Source organism: Bradyrhizobium elkanii USDA 76, from assembly GCF_023278185.1.
GTDB lineage: Bacteria > Pseudomonadota > Alphaproteobacteria > Rhizobiales > Xanthobacteraceae > Bradyrhizobium > Bradyrhizobium elkanii.
In genome coordinates this window covers 5,655,420-5,674,003 of sequence record NZ_CP066356.1, presented here as the reverse complement: position 1 = coordinate 5,674,003, position 18,584 = coordinate 5,655,420, and the positions used below count along the sequence as shown (strand labels likewise).

17 protein-coding genes are annotated in these 18,584 nt (G+C 63.4%); 9 read left to right on the top strand and 8 right to left on the bottom strand.

Annotated features, from left to right (window positions below):
* The first annotated feature begins 265 nt into the window (after positions 1–265).
* Both JEY66_RS27625 and catC read left to right on the top strand, forming a co-directional pair.
* Positions 266–1,843, top strand: a complete 1,578-nt coding sequence (locus tag JEY66_RS27625; protein ID WP_026192616.1) for a 4-hydroxyphenylacetate 3-hydroxylase N-terminal domain-containing protein — start codon at positions 266–268, stop codon at positions 1,841–1,843.
* A gap of 98 nt (positions 1,844–1,941) precedes the next feature.
* On the top strand, positions 1,942–2,232 hold the full coding sequence (gene catC, locus JEY66_RS27620) for a muconolactone Delta-isomerase (protein ID WP_026192617.1): 291 nt from the start codon (positions 1,942–1,944) through the stop codon (positions 2,230–2,232).
* Between the two features lie 21 nt (positions 2,233–2,253).
* Here catC and JEY66_RS27615 read toward each other — a convergent pair whose 3' ends face one another.
* The 4 genes from JEY66_RS27615 to JEY66_RS27600 form a co-directional block, all read right to left on the bottom strand.
* Positions 2,254–2,844, bottom strand: a complete 591-nt coding sequence (locus JEY66_RS27615) for a TIGR02281 family clan AA aspartic protease (RefSeq protein WP_018271055.1) — start codon at positions 2,842–2,844, stop codon at positions 2,254–2,256.
* 25 nt (positions 2,845–2,869) lie between these two features.
* Entirely contained in the window at positions 2,870–3,073 is a 204-nt protein-coding gene (locus JEY66_RS27610; protein ID WP_026192618.1) for a DUF1289 domain-containing protein, read from the bottom strand.
* Positions 3,074–3,317: 244 nt separating this feature from the next.
* Positions 3,318–4,925, bottom strand: a complete 1,608-nt coding sequence (locus tag JEY66_RS27605) for a sensor histidine kinase (RefSeq protein WP_026192619.1) — start codon at positions 4,923–4,925, stop codon at positions 3,318–3,320.
* A gap of 567 nt (positions 4,926–5,492) precedes the next feature.
* Positions 5,493–6,365 (bottom strand): NAD(P)-dependent oxidoreductase, encoded by an 873-nt coding sequence (locus JEY66_RS27600; RefSeq protein WP_026192620.1) that lies wholly within the window; start codon positions 6,363–6,365, stop codon positions 5,493–5,495.
* Between the two features lie 200 nt (positions 6,366–6,565).
* Between JEY66_RS27600 and JEY66_RS27595 the strand changes: the two genes are divergently transcribed.
* The 7 genes from JEY66_RS27595 to JEY66_RS27565 all read left to right on the top strand — a co-directional run bounded on the left by JEY66_RS27595 (position 6,566) and on the right by JEY66_RS27565 (position 13,636).
* Positions 6,566–7,003, top strand: coding sequence for a VOC family protein (locus JEY66_RS27595; protein ID WP_016843272.1), 438 nt, complete (start codon positions 6,566–6,568; stop codon positions 7,001–7,003).
* A 57-nt stretch (positions 7,004–7,060) separates the two neighbouring features.
* Positions 7,061–8,191 (top strand): Mrp/NBP35 family ATP-binding protein, encoded by a 1,131-nt coding sequence (locus JEY66_RS27590; protein ID WP_026192621.1) that lies wholly within the window; start codon positions 7,061–7,063, stop codon positions 8,189–8,191.
* A gap of 224 nt (positions 8,192–8,415) precedes the next feature.
* Positions 8,416–8,652, top strand: coding sequence for a hypothetical protein (locus JEY66_RS27585; RefSeq protein WP_016844383.1), 237 nt, complete (start codon positions 8,416–8,418; stop codon positions 8,650–8,652).
* Positions 8,653–8,960: 308 nt separating this feature from the next.
* Entirely contained in the window at positions 8,961–10,049 is a 1,089-nt protein-coding gene (locus JEY66_RS27580; protein WP_026192622.1) for a TRAP transporter substrate-binding protein, read from the top strand.
* A gap of 297 nt (positions 10,050–10,346) precedes the next feature.
* Complete coding sequence (locus tag JEY66_RS27575; RefSeq protein ID WP_026192623.1) at positions 10,347–11,435, top strand: TRAP transporter substrate-binding protein; 1,089 nt, start codon at positions 10,347–10,349, stop codon at positions 11,433–11,435.
* A 192-nt stretch (positions 11,436–11,627) separates the two neighbouring features.
* On the top strand, positions 11,628–12,302 hold the full coding sequence (locus JEY66_RS27570; protein WP_018271059.1) for a response regulator transcription factor: 675 nt from the start codon (positions 11,628–11,630) through the stop codon (positions 12,300–12,302).
* A 2-nt stretch (positions 12,303–12,304) separates the two neighbouring features.
* The gene (locus JEY66_RS27565; protein ID WP_016844389.1) at positions 12,305–13,636 is read left to right on the top strand and encodes a sensor histidine kinase; all 1,332 of its coding nucleotides are present in this window, start codon (positions 12,305–12,307) and stop codon (positions 13,634–13,636) included.
* Positions 13,637–13,711: 75 nt separating this feature from the next.
* On the opposite strand, the gene nhaD is transcribed toward JEY66_RS27565, so the two are convergent.
* The 4 genes from nhaD to moaA all read right to left on the bottom strand — a co-directional run bounded on the left by nhaD (position 13,712) and on the right by moaA (position 18,537).
* Positions 13,712–14,989 (bottom strand): sodium:proton antiporter NhaD, encoded by a 1,278-nt coding sequence (nhaD, locus tag JEY66_RS27560; RefSeq protein WP_026192624.1) that lies wholly within the window; start codon positions 14,987–14,989, stop codon positions 13,712–13,714.
* Between the two features lie 69 nt (positions 14,990–15,058).
* Positions 15,059–16,714 carry a TRAP transporter large permease gene (locus JEY66_RS27555; RefSeq protein WP_026192625.1) on the bottom strand — a complete coding sequence of 552 codons (1,656 nt, stop codon included), beginning with the start codon at positions 16,712–16,714 and terminating at the stop codon, positions 15,059–15,061.
* A 30-nt stretch (positions 16,715–16,744) separates the two neighbouring features.
* Positions 16,745–17,326, bottom strand: coding sequence for a TRAP transporter small permease subunit (locus JEY66_RS27550; protein WP_026192626.1), 582 nt, complete (start codon positions 17,324–17,326; stop codon positions 16,745–16,747).
* A 176-nt stretch (positions 17,327–17,502) separates the two neighbouring features.
* Positions 17,503–18,537 carry a GTP 3',8-cyclase MoaA gene (moaA, locus tag JEY66_RS27545; RefSeq protein ID WP_016844402.1) on the bottom strand — a complete coding sequence of 345 codons (1,035 nt, stop codon included), beginning with the start codon at positions 18,535–18,537 and terminating at the stop codon, positions 17,503–17,505.
* Positions 18,538–18,584 lie beyond the last annotated feature (47 nt).

Sequence of the window (18,584 nt, the reverse complement as noted above, 5' to 3'; positions counted from 1 at the left end):
TCCGGTTTCGCTCCCTTGCCGTGCTGCGCATGGCTGCGTCAGCTGCGGCGTCGCGTCGGCCGGACGATCCTTGCCGTCCGGTCCGTGCCATCGAGTCATAGCCCGAGCCGGGCCGGTCCGCGCGGTATGGTGTGATACCTTTCGCCCGCTCCGGGTGAGCGCGTAGCGTTTCCTCCGATGTCACGCCGTCCAAGAGCGTGACGAGATGGTCTTAGGGCCGGTGTGGCAACGCCACCGGTCCACGACACCAGCGGAGGAGAAACCCATGACTACTGCGGCAGCCCTGCGGGCCGACATGCCTGCGTCAACCACCAGCGTCTATACCGGTGCGGAATTCCTGGACAGCATCCAGGACGGCCGGGAAATCTACATCTACGGCGAGCGCGTCAAGAACGTCACCCAGCATCCCGCCTTTCGCAATTCGGCGCGGATGGTGGCGCGCTGGTACGACCGCTTCCACGAGAAGAAGGATCAGATCGGCGTCCTGACCGACACCGGCTCTGGACAGCTGACCCATCCGTTCTTCCTCGGCTCGAAAACGGCCGACGACCTCGTCAAGGGCCGCGATGCGATCGCCGAATTGCAGAAGGTTTCTTTCGGCTGGATGGGCCGCTCGCCGGACTACAAGGCGTCGTTCCTCGGCACGCTGGGGGCGAATTCGAGCTTCTATGGCGACTACGCCGGCAATGCGAAAAAGTGGTATGCCCGGACCCAGGAGCGTCTGGACTTCTGGAATCATGCCATCGTCAATCCGCCGATCGATCGCGACCGCGCCATCGAGGAGGTGCGCGACGTCTTCATGCATGTCGAGAAGGAAACCGACGCCGGCCTGATCGTGTCCGGCGCGAAGGTGGTCGCAACCGGCTCGGCGCTGACGCATTACAACTTCATCGCGCATTACGGTATCCCGATCAAGGACAAGTCGTTCGCGCTGATCTTCACGGCGCCGATGGATGCCAAGGGCATCAAGCTGATTGCCCGCTCGTCCTACGAATTCACCGCGGCCGCGACCGGCTCGCCGTTCGACTATCCGCTGTCCAGCCGCTTCGATGAGAACGACTCGATTCTCGTGTTCGACAAGGTGCTGGTGCCCTGGGAGAACGTCTTCATCTATGGCGACGTCGACAAGATCAACCAGTTCTTTCCGGCGTCGGGCTTCATCCCGCGGTTCACGCTGCACGGCGTGACGCGGCTTGCCGTCAAGCTCGACTTCATCGCCGGCCTGTTCTCGATGGCGGTCGAGGCGACCGGGTCGAAGGATTTTCGCGGCGTGCAGACGGCGGTGGGCGAGGTGATTGCCTGGCGCAATCTGTTCCACGGCATTGCCGACGCGATGGTGAAGTCGCCGATCGCCTGGCAGGGGACCGATGGCTACAACCTGCCGAACCTGAACTACGGGCTGGCCTATCGCGTGTTCGCGCCGATGGCCTATCCGCGGATCAAGGAATTGATCGAGCGTCATGTCGCGAGCGGCCTGATCTATCTGCCGTCGAGTTCGGCCGATCTGGAAAGCGAGGCCATCCGGCCCTATCTCGACCGCTTCGTGCGCGGCTCCAACGGTTATGCCGCGATCGACCGGATCAAGCTGCTGAAGCTGCTGTGGGACGCGGTCGGCTCGGAGTTCGGCGGCCGGCATGAGCTCTACGAGCGCAACTATGCGGGCAATTACGAGAACCTGCGCGTCGAGACGCTGATGGCCGCGAGCGCCACCGGCGACCTCGGTGCCATGCAGGATTTCGTCCGCAATTGCATGAGCGACTACGACGTCTCCGGTTGGACGGCGAAGGACCTCGTCAACCCCGACGACATCAACCTCGTCAGCCGCGGTCTGGTGCAAGGCTGACGACAAGGCTGAGCATCTGATAGACCGATCAATGGAGCCGCCGCGATCTTGCGGCGGCTCCACGCCGTTTCACCCCATTGCTGAGAGAGTTCGTCATCATGCTGTTCCACGTCGAAATGGATGTGCGGATTCCGCACGATCTCCCGGTCGAGAAGGTCGACGCGCTGAAGGCGGCGGAACGGGTCCGCGCCATGGAGCTGCAGCGCACGGGGGCCTGGCGCCACCTGTGGCGGGTGGCGGGGCGCTACGCCAATGTCAGCATCTTCGACGTGTCTGGCGCGCAGGAATTGCACGACATCCTGTCCAGCCTGCCGCTGTTTCCGTTCATGGAGATCCAGGTCACGCCGCTGTGCCGGCACCCGTCGTCGATCCACGACGACGACCGATAGCGGTGGGTGGGGGCCGTCGCGCTAATCGACCGCCGTGCGCGGACGCCGATGGCGGCTCGAGGTGTTGATACTGCCGGTGACGTCGGGGTAGCCGGTCAGGCTCAGCGTGTCGGCGCGGACGCCCCAGCTCTCGAGCCGGTCGAGGAAGCTCATGCCGAGCAGGTTGGTCTTCATCTGCCCGCGCTGCACCACCAGCGCCGGCACCGATTTCTCGACCAGCTTGCCGACCGCGAGCCGATCGAGCGTCAGCCGCGCCGCCTTGGTGTGACCGCCGGCGGTCTCGAGGTCGACATTGTATTCGAGCATATCGATCGGCAGCCCGATCGCTTTCGCGGTTTCCCAGGTCAGCACGACCGAGGTCGCGCCGGTGTCGATCACCATCGGGGCGCTGACGCCGTTGATCTTGGCGCGGAACGCGAACTCGCCGCCCTGGCCGCGCGCAATCTGCACCGCAGGGGCGGAGCTGGGGGTGGAGGCTGAGGCGGTGATGCTGCGGCCGAAGATCTGGGTGAGATTTTCCCTGGCGCGGGCGATCTGCTCGGGGTCGCCATAGGCGACGACGGCGCCGGCGGTTGCCATCAGCAGCACGATGACGAGGAGGATACGGGTCACGGCGCAACTCCCGCCGCAACGCCGATCACGCGCGCTTCGGACGCGGCTCCATGCGCTCGAGCCCGGCCTCGGCCATGCGCGCCGGCAGCGTCGCCATCACCGACAGCCGCTCCGTGCGGTCCATCTTGTGCCAGCGCGCGATCTCCGGAAGCGTGCGGCCACAGCCGAAGCAGAGCTTCGTCCTGGGGTCCATCATGCAGACTGCGATACACGGCGTCTCTGAGCTCATTGTTCAAGTGTTGAACGGTTTCGGCGGCCGGTGCAAGCCGGCTGACGTGGGATGCTGCATCACGCCTCGGCTTTTTGTCGCGAGCATGGTCCTGGCGCGAACGCCTTGGGTTTATTGCCAAAGCGTTTTCGAGCGAAGTGGAGACCGGTTCGCGTAAAGAACCAAAGTCTGGAGCCCCGTTCCGAATCCATCGGAACGGAAGGGGCTCTGGCGATAACCGCGTCACGATCTTCCGCGACATGCTCTACAATCCGGTGCCGGCACTCATGATCGATTTGCGGCGCACGCGTTTCCGGTCAGCGCCCATCGCGGGCTCGACGGGCTCCGGCGGCTGCATCGGCGGCGCTTCTTCAGTCATCGGCGCCAGCGCGCTCATCACCCGTTCCGGCGGCAAGGTGACGATCACCTCGGTGCCGATGCGCAGCTTCGATTTCAGTGTGAAGGTGCCGCCATGCATGTCGATCAGGCTTTTCGCGATCGGCAGGCCAAGGCCCGCGCCCTGTTCCGCCGACTTGATCGAGTTGGAGCCCTGGCCGAAGGAGGCCAGCACGACCGGGATCTCGTCCTCGGCGATGCCGCTGCCGGTGTCCTTGACGCTCAGATATTGCCCGCCCGACGCGGTCCAGCCGACCTTCAGCCAGATCTCGCCGCCCTGCGGGGTGAACTTGATCGCGTTGGAGAGCAGGTTGAGCACGACCTGGCGGATGGCGCGCTCGTCGCCCCAGATCCTGGGCATGCCGTGCTCGAACACCTCGTGGATGGTGATGCCGCGGCTGGAGGCGCGCAGCTTCAACAGATGGTGGCAATCGGCGACGACATGCACCAGCGCCACGGCCTCTTCGTTCAGCTCGTAGCGGCCGGCCTCGATCCGCGACAGATCGAGGATCTCGTTGATGAGATTGAGCAGGTGCACGCCGGAATTATGGATGTCGGCGGAATATTCCTTGTAGACCGGCACGGTATGCGCGCCGAAGATCTCGCTCTTCATCACCTCGGAGAAGCCGAGGATGGCGTTGAGCGGCGTGCGCAGCTCGTGGCTCATCTGGGCCAGGAAGCGCGACTTGGCGACGTTGGCGGATTCGGCACGGTGGCGCGCCTCGTCGGAGATCGCCTTGGCCTGCTCCAGTTCGCCGATCAGCGCGTCCTTTTCGGCGCGCGCCTCCAGCGTCGCCAGCGTGGTCGAATGCAGGCGGTGCGCGAGCAGAGCGAAATAACCTTCGGCGGCCAGCGCGAGCAGCGCCAGCACGTAATTGTCGAATGCGCCGTTGAGCACGAGGTCGAGCGCGATCCCGACCGTCACCGGAACTGTCGCCGCAAGGGCTGCGATCGGCAGGCTCGCGGCCAGCATGCTGGAGACCGCGATCACCAGCAGCATCAGGAACATCATCAGCGTGTTGGAGGCGAGATCGCGCCCGGCGGGGTGGATCAGGATTGCGGTCCAGCACAGGCCGTACAGCAGGTCGAGCAGCACGAAGCGCGTCCGCCATTTGCGGGTGACCGCGACCGAGGTGGGTTCGGCGAGGAAGCGGGAACAACTGCGGATGATGGCGAGATGGACGCAGAGGATGCCGACCGTCCAGGCGCCGGCCACGATCGGCTTCATCCAGAGGCCAAACAGCACGCCGGTTGCCACCACGAGCAACATCACGACGTAGGACGCCGACATCCGGGTCTGGGCGTATTGGCGGAGCAGTTCGGCGTCGAACGCCGGGCGGGTTCCACTGGTTGACGTTAACCGATCCCGCGCCTCGCGCACCCGCTGCGCGGCGACGCGCCGGCTGTTCACCGGCACCGTCACCTGAGGTCCTGCCGGAAGCGCTACAACTTCAGGCTTTTCTGCGGGATTACTCATCAACAACACAAATCCTGCCCGCGAACCGCGCGGGCTTTTTGCATTGTCTATCTGTGACGCTAATTCATTAAGCGTTACCTTAAAGAGCTAAAGAAAGGCGTTAACGGGGGGTTAAATTAACTTTTGCGCGGGGCGCTGCGCGGTCGGCCCGAGGAGAGCCACGGCGACGACCGAATCCATTTCCGGCTCCGAGGTAACCAGGAGAGACAAGGTTAAGGGTGGAGACAGATTTCAACGCCAGAGCGCCAGACGACACGCAGCTAATTCTTCAGATATCGAGGGCTCGATCTGATGAACAAACTGAAGAACTGAATCTCTTGAGTGGCGTGCACTGTCGCCGCAATTGAGGGCGTCCACACAATTTCGGAATAATGGAAGTGTGCCCCTGATTTGCCCGACATGTCAAGTTGACAAATCGAATGCCGGCGGCCGGCCAGCTCCTTTGCATGGGGTTGTTTTTGATATTTTGGCAGCGCGACCTTCAAAGGGGGATTCTCCTTTGCGAGGCGACGCTGCATGGCAGGTGACCCGCGGGCGCGGGTCACCATGGCCGTAGGCGAGCAAGCGTTAGCGCTGCAGACGGGCCAGCAGGCTCGACGTATCCCAGCGCTTGCCGCCCATCTTCTCGACCTCGGCATAGAACTGATCGACCAGCGCGGTGGCGGGCAGGGTGGCGCCGTTGCGGCGGGCTTCCGCCAGCGCGATCGAGAGGTCCTTGCGCATCCATTCGACCGCGAAGCCGAAATCGTACTTGCCCTCGTTCATGGTCTTGTAGCGGTTTTCCATCTGCCAGGACTGCGCCGCGCCCTTGGAGATGGTCTCGATCACGGCGGCGACGTCGAGGCCGCTCTTCTTGGCGAAGTGAATGCCTTCGGAGAGGCCCTGCACGAGACCGGCGATGCAGATCTGGTTGACCATCTTGGTGAGCTGGCCGGCGCCTGCCGGTCCGAGCAATTTGCACATCCGCGCATAGGCGCCGGTGATGATCGGCTCGGCGCCGGCATAGGCGTCTTCGCTGCCGCCGCACATCACCGTCAGCACGCCGTTCTCGGCGCCGGCCTGGCCGCCCGACACCGGCCCGTCGACGAACTTGAAGCCGGCCTTGGTCGCGGCAGCATCGAGCTCGCGGGCGACCTCGGCGGAGGCGGTGGTGTGGTCGACGAAGGTCGCGCCCTTCCTGACCCCGGCGAAGGCGCCGTCGGGGCCGATCGTGACCGAACGCAGGTCGTTGTCATTGCCGACGCAGCACATCACGAAGTCCTGGCCCTCGGCGGCGGCCTTCGGGGTCGGCGCCGTCTTGCCGCCGAACTTGTCGGCCCATTCCTTCGCCTTCGCCGCGGTCCGGTTGTAAACGGTGACCTCATGGCCGCCTTTTTTCACGAGGTGCCCCGCCATCGGGAAACCCATCACGCCGAGACCGAGAAAAGCGACTTTAGCCATATCTGTTACCTTGTGATTTGCCGTGGTGACCGCCCTTCGCCTGCCGGCAAATTCGCGGCGGGCAGGGCATTCCGTCCATGGAAGGAGCCGCACCATACCCCCTGTGCAGCGGAGGGCAACGGCCTTGGTGGGATGGCAGAAGGCGGTTTTGTGCTAGGATCTGCCCACCAACGAACTTCACAAAAAAGGGAGTGTCTCACATGGGCATGAGCGTCGGTGTGCTCGATCATTTCAATATCCGGACCCGGAATCTCTCCGCCACGGTGCGGTTCTATGAGGACATTCTGGGCCTGGAAAAGGGCGCGCGGCCGAACTTCGCGTTCCCCGGTGCGTGGATGTACAGCGAGGGCAAGGCGGTCGTGCATCTGGTCGATATTTCGGCGACCGACGAGGCACAAAAGCCTGACTCAGGCGTCGTCCATCACGTCGCCTTTGCCAGCCAGGGCTTCGATGGGATGAGGCAGCGGCTTCAGTCCAAGGGCATGGAATTCGACTCGCGCCAGGTTCCCGGCGGCGATCTCTGGCAGATCTTCGTCAACGACCCCAACGGGGTCATGATCGAGCTGAACTACGAGGCCGCCAAGGAAGGCGGCTCGGCTGCGCCGGCCGAGCGGCGGGACGACGTCGGAGCGAGGTAGCCTTTTGCGCTGCAACGCTCTATGGGTCGGTCTCTTGAACTTTCCAGGAGATGCGCGGTGAGCGTGACGCAGCAACAGGTTCTCGATTGCCTCGCCAGGGTGATGTCGCCACGCGGCACGGCCTTGACCAACGCCAATGTGCTGTCGGCGATCACGGTCACCGACGGCAAGGTGTTCTTCTCGATCAACGTCGATGCCGCGGAGGCCCGCGCGTGGGAGAGCGTGCGTGCGCAGGCCGAGAACGCCGTGCGCGCCATTCCCGGCGTCAGCGTCGCGATGATCGCACTGACCGCCGAGCGCAAGGCGGGCGGTGCGGCGCCGGCGCCACGGCCGGCCGGCGGCGTCCCGCCGGCGTCCGCCCATCGCCATGCGCATCCGCCCGGCGGGCAATCGCCGATGGCCCGGCAGGCCGAAATCCCCGGCATCTCCGCCGTCATCGCCGTTGCGTCCGGCAAGGGCGGCGTCGGCAAGTCGACCACGGCGCTCAACCTCGCGCTCGGCCTGCGCGACCTCGGCCTGCGCGTCGGGCTGCTCGACGCCGACATCTACGGCCCGTCGGTGCCGCGGCTGACCGGCATCCGCGAGAAGCCGCAGCTCAATGACGACAAGAAGATGGTCCCGCTGCAGCGCTTCGGCCTGTCGATCATGTCGATCGGCTTCCTGGTCGAGGAGGACACCGCGATGATCTGGCGCGGGCCGATGGTGATGTCGGCGATCACCCAGATGCTGCGCGACGTCGCCTGGGGCACGCTCGACGTGCTCGTGGTCGACATGCCGCCCGGCACCGGCGATGCCCAGCTCACGCTGGCGCAGAACGTCCCGCTCAAGGGCGCCGTCATCATCTCGACCCCGCAGGACCTCTCGCTGATCGACGCCCGGCGCGGGCTTGCGATGTTCAAGAAGGTCAATGTGCCGGTGCTCGGCATCGTCGAGAACATGAGCTATTTCCAGTGCCCGCATTGCGGCACCCGCTCGGATATCTTCGGCCATGGCGGCGCCCGCCACGAGGCCGAGAAGCTGGGGGTGCCGTTCCTCGGCGAAATCCCCCTGCACATCGCGATCCGCACCGCCTCCGATTCCGGCAACCCGGTGGTCGAGAGCGAACCGGACGGCCCGCACGCGGCGATCTACCGCGCGATCGGCGGCAAGGTCCGCGAGCAGCTGCAAGGCGTCATCGCGGCAGCCTGAGCCTGCGCTGCTGTCTCGCTGGCTCGATTGGCCTCGAAGCGTCGGGAAGCCCGGCGAGCCTTCTTCACAGGCCAGTGGCCTTTGGTGCCTTTGGACGATTGCTGAATCGGTTCCGGCCTGTATGTTTATGCAGGAGTGGCCGAATCGTACCACCCTTCGATCAGTGGAAGGCGGCCACGGGTGAAGCCAAAACTGCGGGAAGGGGCCGTGAGGCGACCATCGACATGGCAGCATCACGCGAAGCAAACAAGCAGCACCGCAAACATCTGACGCGGGAGAAGCGCGCAGAGGCCTCCCGGTTGGCATTCAACATGGCCAAGAAGTCCGACTCGATCGGCGAGGCTGCCGAGGTGATCGCCAAGACGTACGGCGTCAGCAAGACAACCGCGCAAAGCTGGATCCGGCGCGGGCGGTATTTGGCTGATCAAGCCAAGAAGGCGCGGGACACGACGCGGCGCTGATTGTTCCTGTAACCCGGTGGTCGAGAGCGGACCGGACGGCCTGCACGCGGCGATTTACCGCGCGGTTGGCGGCAGGCTCCGCGGCCACCTGCCAGGCGTCATCGTCGCTGCCTGAAGGTGCATTTTCCGGCTGATTTCCAGGCTCATCAGACTTTCGTTTAATTGGCGCGGTCATGCCATTGTCGCGTTTCCGTGACGCCGCCTTCCGTGTTAAAGGGCCGACCCAGAGCGCCTCGGCAGGCCTTCACGCGCCTGCCGGAGAACTGCTTGCGGTCACTGGGAAACGCCCCTGAAGGAGAAGTCTTACGATGAAGCGTCGTGATTTTTTGAAAGTTTCTGCGGCCGGTGCTGCCGCGACGGCGGTTGCTGCGCCGGCGATCGCGCAGTCCTCGCCTGAAATCAAGTGGCGCCTGACCTCGAGCTTCCCGAAGTCGCTGGACACCATCTATGGCGGCGCCGAGCAGGTGTCGAAGTACGTCGCCGAAATGACCGACAACAAGTTCCAGATCCAGGTGTTCGCGGCTGGCGAACTCGCGCCTGGCTTGCAGGCCTTGGACGCGACGTCGAACGGTACTGTCGAGATGTGCCACACGGTCTCGTACTACTATGTCGGCAAGGATCCGACCTTCGCGATCTATGCGTCGGTGCCGTTCGGGCTCAACGCCCGCATGCAGAACTCCTGGTGGTACCAGGGCGGCGGCCAGGAACTCGGCAACGAGTTCTTCAAGAAGTTCGGCGTGATCGGTTTCCCGACCGGCAACACCGGCACCCAGATGGGCGGCTGGTTCCGCAAGGAGATCAAGACCGTCGCCGACATGTCGGGCCTGAAGATGCGCATCGGCGGCATTGCCGGCCAGGTGCTGCAGAAGGTCGGCGTGGTGCCGCAGCAGCTCGCCGGCGGCGACATCTATCCGGCGCTCGAGAAGGGCACTATTGATGCCGCCGAGTGGGTCGGCCCGTATGACGACGAGAAGCTCGGCTTCGCCAAGGTCGCGAAGTACTATTACTATCCGGGCTTCTGGGAAGGCGGCCCCACGGTCCACGCTTTCGCCAATCTCGAGAAGTGGAATGCGCTCCCCAAAGGCTACCAGGCCATCCTGACCAATGCATGTGCCAACGCCAATAGCTGGATGCAGGCGCGCTACGACATGCAGAACCCGACGGCTCTGAAGCGGCTGGTTGCGGGCGGCACGCAGCTGCGTCCGTTCACCAACGAAGTGCTCGAGGCCTGCCTCAAGGCGACCAACGAGCTGTGGGGCGAAATCTCGGCCAAGAATGCCGATTTCAAGAAATCCGTCGAGGCCATGCAGGCCTATCGCTCCGACCAATATCTGTGGTGGCAGGTTGCCGAATATACCTTCGACAGCTTTATGATCCGCTCGCGCACCCGCGGCTGATCAAGACATGACGTCTTCAGGCGAGCGTTCGCGTGAAGAGAACGCTTGATCATGAGCATCGAGGGCTTCGGTTTTGAGACCGAAGCCCTCCGAAAGCTTCGACTTAAGTCGCCCGGTCTTCGCCAGAAGGCCGGGCTTTTTGCGTCTGGTGTTCGGGAAGCGGATGTTCCATGCTCGCACCAAGCCTCGCAACGAAGGCAAGATCCACGACCGGGTCGTGGCAAGAAGGTGGAGCATAAAGACGATCACAACGTCGCCGCTCGGGTGAACACAACCACAAGAGGGTAGGAATCAAAAATGAAGCGAAGAGATTTTATCAAAGTCACGGGTTTGGGGGTCGCCGGCGCGGCGACGATTGCGGCGCCGGCGATCGCGCAGTCGATGCCGGAGCTCAAATGGCGAATGCCCACGAGTTGGCCGAAATCGCTCGATACGCTGTACGGCGGCGCTGAGGTGATGGCCAAGATGGTCGGCGAGGCCACCGACAACAAATTCCAGATCCAGACCTTCGCCGCGGGCGAGATCGTCCCCGGACTACAAGTGCTTGATGCCGTACAGAACGGCACCGTCGAGATCGGACACACGGCATCGTACTACTACTTCGGCAAGGACCCGACATTCACCTTCGGCTCGGCGGTGCCGTTCGGCCCGAACATGCGCATCAACCAAGCCTGGTACATGCTTGGCGGCGGCAGAGACATGCTCAATACATTCTACAAAAAGTACAATGTGGTTTCTCTGCTTGCAGGCAACACCGGGTGTCAGATGGGCGGCTGGTTCCGCAAGGAGATCGCCAGCGTCGACGACCTGAAGGGTCTCAAATTCCGCATTGGCGGCTTTGCCGGGCGCGTGATGCAGAAACTGGGCGCGGTGCCGCAGCAGATCGCCGGCGGCGACATCTATCCGGCGCTCGAGAAGGGCACCATCGATGCGGCGGAATGGGTCGGACCCTACGACGATGAACGGCTGGGATTCGTCAAGGTCGCTCCGCACTATTACTATCCGGGTTGGTGGGAGGGCGGTCCCATGCTGCTGTCGTTCGTCAATCTCGACAAATGGAATGCGCTGCCGAAGTATTATCAGTCCGTTCTCGAACAGGCCGGTCACTACGCCAACAACTGGATGATGGCGAAGTACGACCAGACGAATCCGCCGGCTCTCAAGCGGCTGCTTGCAGCAGGTGCCAAGCTGCATGCCTTCCCGGCTCCAGTGATGGAGGCGTCGTTCAAGGCGGCAAAGGAACTGCACAACGAGGTCTCCGCGACCAACGCGGACTTCAAGAAGGTCTACGAGTCGCTCAACAGCTTCGCCAGCAACGGCTATCAGTGGTTCCAGGTCGCGGAAGTCGGCTACGACAATTTCATGGCACGCCACGCGCAGATCTGAGCGCCGCAGCCCGCTCTCGAGATGCAAAGCTCCGGGACCGAATCCCGGGGCTTTTGCATATCGTGATCACGTTTTCGTAGCGATCTGTGTATCGTTTGCACGGCGCATCGGCCGCACGATTGCGCCTCGCGCCTGGTACGTCGCGACGGGTGTGCAAACGGAAGACCATTGAACAAAGACAGGATTGCTGCGATGCGCCTTCTGATCGTCGAGGACAATGTCGAGCTCTCGCGGCTGCTCGCCAGCGGGCTGATGGCGGCAGGATATGAGTCCGATGTCGTCCACAGTGTTGCCGAGGCGCGCGATGCGCTGCGCAGCGTCAGCTATGCCGCCATGATCCTCGATCTCGGTCTGCCCGACGGCGATGGCCTGTCGGTGTTGTCGGAGCTTCGCCGCAAGACCGATCCGCTGCCGGTTCTGGTGCTGACCGCGCGGGGCGGCGTGCAGGATCGGGTCAGCGGCCTGCGCAGCGGCGCGGACGACTATCTGGCTAAGCCGTTCGCGCTGGAAGAACTGGTGGCGCGGCTCGAAGCCATCCTGCGCCGGCCCGGCCAGCTGCTCGGCTCCTCGCTGAAGCTCGCCAATCTGGTCTACGATACCGAGAGCAAGCAGGTGTTCGTCGACGGCGCTCCGCACGTGTTCTCCGCGCGCGAAACGTCGGTGCTGGAGATCCTGCTGCGGCGGCAGGGGCGGGTGGTGCCGAAGAAGAATGTCGAAGACCACATCTTCGGCCTGTCCGGCGAGGTCGCCTCGAACGCGGTCGAGGTCTACGTGTCGCGGCTGCGCAAGCTGCTCGCCGAGCACCGCGCCAAGGTCATCATCCACACCATTCGGGGCGTCGGTTATCTGATGGCGGAGGAGAAGTAGGCGTGTTCCGCTTCAAGTCGCTGACGTCGCGGATCGTGTTCCTGCACATCGTGGCGGTCGCGGTCGCGGCGATCTTCCTGCCGCTGCTGCTGCTGTGGCTGTTGAATTCGGAGATCAATCAGCTGCATCGCGAAGCGATGCGCGACCAGGCCGCCGATCTCGGCCAGAACCTCTCGGTCGATGCCGCGGGCAAGGTGCAGCTCAACCTGCCGGACAGCCTGAGGGGACTCTATTCCGACGCCTATGGCCGCTACCGCTACGACATCTACGATGCCGACGATCATCTGCTGTTCTCGTCGCATCGCGAGGCGCCGCGACTGCCGGCCTTGGCCAACCGGATCTCCGGTGCCAGCGTCACCAGGCTGCTCGGCGGCCAGACGCTGCGCATCCTGGTCGCCGAGGACCTGTCGCATCGCGACGTCATCATCGACGACATCGTCTCCAATTTCTTCCGGCGGGTCGGCTGGATTACCATCCCGATCCTTCTGATCCTGCTTGCCACCGACATCCTGATCTTCCGCCGCGCGGTGATTCCGCTGTTGCGGGCCTCGGAGGAGGCGAGGAGCATCGGGCCGGCAAGGACCGATATCCGCCTTCCGACGGAGGGGATTCCGAGCGAGATCCTGCCGCTGGTGACGGCCGTCAACCAGGCGTTCGATCGCCTTGAGGAAGGCTTTCACGTACAGCGCCAGTTCACGGCCGATGCCGCGCATCAGCTGCGCACGCCGCTTGCGATCCTCAGGACCCGGATCGAGACGCTCGATGCGGCCAAGGGGACCAGGGAGCTGCATGCCGACATCGAAAGCATGAGCCGCATCGTCAGCCAGCTGCTCGAGATCGCCGAGCTCGACACGCTGGTGCTGGATCCCGGCGAGACCGCGGATTTGCGCGCGGTGTGCGCCGAGGTGGTCGGCTCGATCGCGCCCTACGCGCTGGCCCAGCAGAAGGATATCGCGCTGCGCGGCACCGACCGTCCGGTGTATGTCAGGGGCAATGCCGAGATGCTGCAGCGGGCGATCTTCAATCTGGCGGAGAACGCCATCAAGTACACCGCCGAGAGGACCTCGGTCGATGTCGAGGTGCACGACAACGGTTCGGTGCAGGTGCGCGACTGCGGGCCGGGGATTGCGCCCGCCGAGCAGGGCCTGATCTTCCAGCGCTTCTGGCGCAGCGATCGCCAGCGCACCGATGGCGCGGGGCTCGGGCTTTCGATCGTGCGCGGCGTCGTCGAGGATCACGATGCGACGGTGAGGGTGGAGAACCTGCCGTCCGGCGGCGCCCAGTTCACGCTGAGCTTCCGCCTCGCGAGGCAAGAGCCGGCGGCGTCCGCGTGACGAGCAGGGCCGCGCAGCCTTGCGTGCCGTTACCGCTTCGGAGTTCCCCGGTTTTTGCCGAGAAACTCGACCCAATCAGTGAAGCAGCCAATATTGAACAATGTAGGCGGCGACGCCGCCGAAATATCCCAAAAGCGCGAGCCCGCTGACGCGGCGGACGTACCAGAAGAACTCGATCTTCTCGAGGCCCATCGCGGCGACGCCGGAGGCCGAACCGATGATCAGAATCGAGCCGCCGGTGCCGGCGCAGTAGGCAACGAACTCCCACAGGAAGCTGTCGGGAGGATACTGGTTCAGGCTGTACATGCCCATCGAAGCGGCCACCAGCGGAACGTTGTCGATGACTGCACTGAGTAGGCCGAGCAGCACCACGATCACGTCGAGACGGCCGAAGGTGGCGTCCAGCCATTTAGCCAGCATTTCCAGAACATGCGTGTGCTCGAGCGCGGCCACCGCCAGCAAAATCCCGATAAAGAAGACGATCGAGCTCATGTCGATCCTGGTCAGGGCGTGAACCAGCGTCAGGCGCTTCTTTTCGTCCTCTTCCTTGCGGCGATGGATCAGTTCACCGACCGTCCAGAGCACGCCGAGACCAAACAGGATTCCCATGAAGGGGGGCAGATGGGTGACCGCCTTGAACGCCGGGACGGCGATCAGGATGCCGAGGCCGAGAAAGAAGGTCACATTGCGCTCGAACACGCTGGTTGAGACGGCCCGGGTTTGTCTCTGCGGTGCCTCCACGATTTTCCCTCGTAGCCACGCGCTGACGACAAGCAGCGGCACAACAAGGTTGATAAGGGAGGCGAGGAACACACCCTTTACGATCGCAATCGGGGTGATCTGACCACCAATCCACAGCATCGTGGTCGTGACGTCGCCGATTGCCGACCAGGCTCCGCCCGCATTGGCGGCGATGACGATCATTGCAGCGAAGAACAGGCGGTCGCCCTGGCGATCGAGCAGCTTCCGCATCAGCGAGATCATGACGATCGTGGTCGTCAGATTATCCAGCACGGAGCTGAGAAAGAATGTCACGAAACCGACCAGCCACATCAGGGTGGCCTGCTTCCTCGTGTTGATCAGCGACGTGATGACCTCGAACCCATTATGGGCATCGATGACCTCGACGATCGTCATGGCGCCAATCAGGAAGAAGACGATCTGCGCGGTGGAGGAGACCGACTCGCTGAGCTGCCTATCGATCAAGGCAGTGTCGCCGCTCCAGACCGCATAAGCAGTCCACATCAGCCCTGCGCCGAGCAGTGCCGACGCCGACTTGTTGATCCCGATCGGATGTTCGAGGGCAATCGCGGCGTAGGCGATCACGAAAATTGCGACGATTGCAGCGACCAGCATCGAGCTCCCCTGGACTTGCGGTTGGCCCGGCCGGTTTCTCGTCAAGAACCGGCCGGGCTCGACCGCTCAGTTCTTCGGCTGTCCAAAGTCCAGCGGCGGCAGGTCGATCTGCGGCACCTCGATCTTGACCGAGTTCGGATCAATGGTGGATGCGGCGCCCTTGTAGTGCATGACCATCGCGGGGAACAGGATGACAAGCAGGACCATGATGACCTGGATCACGACAAACGGCACTGCGCCCCAATAGATCTGGCCGGTCGTGACCGGCTCCATGCGCTTGCCGGTCACGCGATCGAGGTAGGAATCCTTTGGCGCCACCGAGCGAAGATAGAATAGCGCGAAACCGAACGGCGGGTGCATGAAGGAGGTCTGCATGTTGACGCCGAGGATGACGCCGAACCATATCAGATCGATGCCGAGCTTTTCCGCAGCCGGCCCGAGCAGCGGGATCACGATGAAGGCCAGCTCGAAGAAATCGAGGAAGAAGGCCAGCACGAACACGAAGACGTTGACGAAGATCAGGAAGCCGACTTGTCCGCCGGGCAGCGAGGTCAGGAGATGCTCGACCCAGACATGGCCGTTCACGCCATAGAAGGTCAGCGAGAAGACGCGTGCGCCGACCAGGATGAAGACGACGAAAGCCGAAAGTTTCGCGGTCGATTCCACGGCCTGGCGGACCAAATCCCAGCTCAGCCGGCGCTTGAATGCACCGAGGATCAGCGCACCTGCTGCACCCATCGCGCCGCCCTCGGTCGGGGTGGCGATGCCGATGAAGATCGTGCCGAGCACGAGGAAGATCAGGAACAGCGGGGGCACCATCACGAAGGTGGTCTGCTGCGCCATCGCGGACAGGAAGCGGAAGCCGGTGAGTCTGTCGATGATCCAGTTCACGACCGCGACGAAGAACGCAAACAGGATGCCGAAGAACATGCTGAGTACGACGAAATCGGCGCCGTGCGTGTCGGAATTGCGCATCATGAACCAGCCGAACGCGCAGCTTGCAAGGAACAGGGCGCCCAGCGACCAAAGTCCGCGGCCGCCGCTCTTCTCGCGAAAGCCGATCGCATCAGCCGGCAGCCCCGGGGCCGCCTTCGGAAAGATCAGAGTGACCAGAAAGGCATAGCCGGCATAGAGCCCGGCCAGCACCAGTCCGGGAATGAACGCTCCCTCATACATGTCGCCGACCGACTTGCCGAGCTGGTCGGCCATCACGATCAGCACCAGCGATGGCGGAATGATCTGCGCCAGCGTGCCTGACGCCGCAATGATACCGGTGGCCATACGGCGGTCGTAGCCGTAGCGCAGCATGATCGGGAGCGAGATCAGGCCCATCGAGATCACGGAAGCCGCAACCACGCCGGTGGTCGCCGCCAGCAGCGCGCCAACGAAAACGACCGCATAGGCGAGGCCGCCGCGGATGGTTCCGAACAATTGCCCGATCGTGTCGAGCAAATCCTCCGCCATGCCGGATCGCTCCAGCACGAGGCCCATGAATGTAAAGAACGGAATCGCAAGCAGCGTATCGTTGTTCATCACGCCGTAGACGCGTTCCGGCAGCGCTTGCAGGAAGTCCGGCCGGAATTCCCCGAGCTGAATGCCGACGATGGCATAGATCAGGCCGACGGCGCCGAGCGAAAACGCCGCGGGATAGCCAAGCAGCAGCATGACCACCAGCGACGCGAACATGATTGGCGCCATATTCTCAATAAGAAACGCAGTCATCCAGTCTCCCCCTGCGATCGCGACCGACGATCAGTGCTTTTCGATCGCCTCGACGAGGTGCTCGACCTCGGCTTCGATGGCCGTCACCTGGGACGCGTGCGGATCGGATATGAGTCCGCGCATGACCGCGATGCGCTTGATCAATTCGGAAATGCCTTGAACGAAAAGAAATGAGAAGGCGATGATGATCAGCGATTTCGCGGGCCATTGCGGCAGTCCGCCGGCATTGCCCGACTGCTCGTTGATTTGATAGGAGCGCCAGAAGAAGGGCCCGCCCGTGATGATCATGACGACGCACAGCGGGAGCAGAAAGAATGCATGTCCGATCACATCGATCACGTCACGCACGCGCTTTGGCAGCAGGTTGTTCACGATGTCGATCCGGATGTGCTCATTGTCGAGCAGGGTCCACGGCGAGCACAGCAGAAAGACGATGCTGAAAAGCACCCACTGCAGCTCGAGCCAGGAATTTGAAGATACGTCGAAGGTCTTGCGGACGATCGCGTTGATGGCCGAGATGATCACGGCGAGCAGGATCAGCCACGCCAGACGCTTGCCTGTCCAGCGCGTGAACGCGTCAATTCCACGGCTCAATTTCAAGAGCGATTGCAACGTCAGTCCTCCCCACGTGGGCCCCAGCAGTCTTGACGGCGCCCGGGAGGCGCAGCGGCTTATCCAGCCGAGCTAGCATGAAGCTGACGCACCAAACCAGCGGGAAATCCCGCCGTCAATTGGAAGTTTGTTGATATTGAAGGGGATTTCGCCGCACCTGCGGCTCGGGCGGCGGCTTAGCCGCCGGTCACGCTCATGTGGCGGCTGACGCTCGGACGGTTGTGGCGGCGGTCGATGATGAAATCGTGCCCCTTCGGCTTCAGTCCGATGGCCCGGTCGATGGCCGCCGCCAGCAAGTCGTTGTCGGCGGAGGCGCGCAGCGGCCGGCGCAGGTCGGAGGCGTCCTCGTGGCCGAGGCAGGTGTGCAGCGTCCCTGTGCAGGTGATCCGCACCCGGTTGCAGGATTCGCAGAAATTATGGGTCATCGGCGTGATGAAGCCGAGCTTGCCGCCGGTCTCGGCGACCCGGACGTAGCGGGCGGGGCCGCCGGTGTCGTCGGAAAGATCGGTCAGCGTGTAGTGCTTCTCGAGCCGTGCGCGCATCAAGGACAGCGGCACGTACTGATCGATCCGGCCTTCGCCGATATCGCCCATCGGCATCACCTCGATCAAGGTGAGGCCCATGCCCTTGCCGTGCGCCCATTCCATCAGCGCGGGAATCTCGTCCTCGTTCATGTTCTTCAGCGCGACCGCGTTGATCTTGACCGCGAGTCCCGCCGACCGCGCCGCCTCGATGCCCGACAACACCTTGTCGATGTCGCCCCAGCGGGTGATGGCCCGGAATTTTACGGGGTCGAGCGTGTCGAGCGAGACGTTGACGCGGCGCACGCCGCAATCGGCCAGCTCCTGAGCGAAGCGCGCCAGCTGCGAGCCGTTGGTGGTCAGCGTCAATTCGTCGAGTGCGCCCGTGGTCAGATGGCGCGACAGCGAGCGGACCAGGCCCATCACGTTGCGGCGGACCAGCGGCTCGCCGCCGGTGAGGCGGATCTTGCGCACGCCCTTGGCGACGAAGGCCGAGCAGAGCCGGTCGAGCTCTTCCAGCGTCAGGAGATCGGCCTTCGGCAGGAAGGTCATGTCTTCCGACATGCAATAGAAGCAGCGCAGGTCGCAGCGGTCGGTGACGGAGACGCGCAAATAACGGATGGTCCGGCCGAACGGATCGGTCATCGGACGAAACAGCGTGTCGGAATGCGCTTGCGTGGATCCGTTCATTCAGTTCGGGCCTTGCAATCTGTTCCCTGCCTGCCGCGCCGTGATCG

What these genes read in the sequence shown, in the direction of transcription:
- JEY66_RS27625 (WP_026192616.1), top strand. Translation starts at nt 266, where the DNA reads ATGACTACTGCGGCAGCCCTGCGGGCCGACATGCCTGCGTCAACCACC.
- catC (WP_026192617.1), top strand. Translation starts at nt 1,942, where the DNA reads ATGCTGTTCCACGTCGAAATGGATGTGCGGATTCCGCACGATCTCCCG.
- JEY66_RS27610 (WP_026192618.1), bottom strand. Translation starts at nt 3,073, where the DNA reads ATGAGCTCAGAGACGCCGTGTATCGCAGTCTGCATGATGGACCCCAGG.
- JEY66_RS27605 (WP_026192619.1), bottom strand. Translation starts at nt 4,925, where the DNA reads ATGAGTAATCCCGCAGAAAAGCCTGAAGTTGTAGCGCTTCCGGCAGGA.
- JEY66_RS27600 (WP_026192620.1), bottom strand. Translation starts at nt 6,365, where the DNA reads ATGGCTAAAGTCGCTTTTCTCGGTCTCGGCGTGATGGGTTTCCCGATG.
- JEY66_RS27595 (WP_016843272.1), top strand. Translation starts at nt 6,566, where the DNA reads ATGGGCATGAGCGTCGGTGTGCTCGATCATTTCAATATCCGGACCCGG.
- JEY66_RS27585 (WP_016844383.1), top strand. Translation starts at nt 8,416, where the DNA reads ATGGCAGCATCACGCGAAGCAAACAAGCAGCACCGCAAACATCTGACG.
- JEY66_RS27580 (WP_026192622.1), top strand. Translation starts at nt 8,961, where the DNA reads ATGAAGCGTCGTGATTTTTTGAAAGTTTCTGCGGCCGGTGCTGCCGCG.
- JEY66_RS27575 (WP_026192623.1), top strand. Translation starts at nt 10,347, where the DNA reads ATGAAGCGAAGAGATTTTATCAAAGTCACGGGTTTGGGGGTCGCCGGC.
- JEY66_RS27570 (WP_018271059.1), top strand. Translation starts at nt 11,628, where the DNA reads ATGCGCCTTCTGATCGTCGAGGACAATGTCGAGCTCTCGCGGCTGCTC.
- JEY66_RS27555 (WP_026192625.1), bottom strand. Translation starts at nt 16,714, where the DNA reads ATGACTGCGTTTCTTATTGAGAATATGGCGCCAATCATGTTCGCGTCG.
- moaA (WP_016844402.1), bottom strand. Translation starts at nt 18,537, where the DNA reads ATGAACGGATCCACGCAAGCGCATTCCGACACGCTGTTTCGTCCGATG.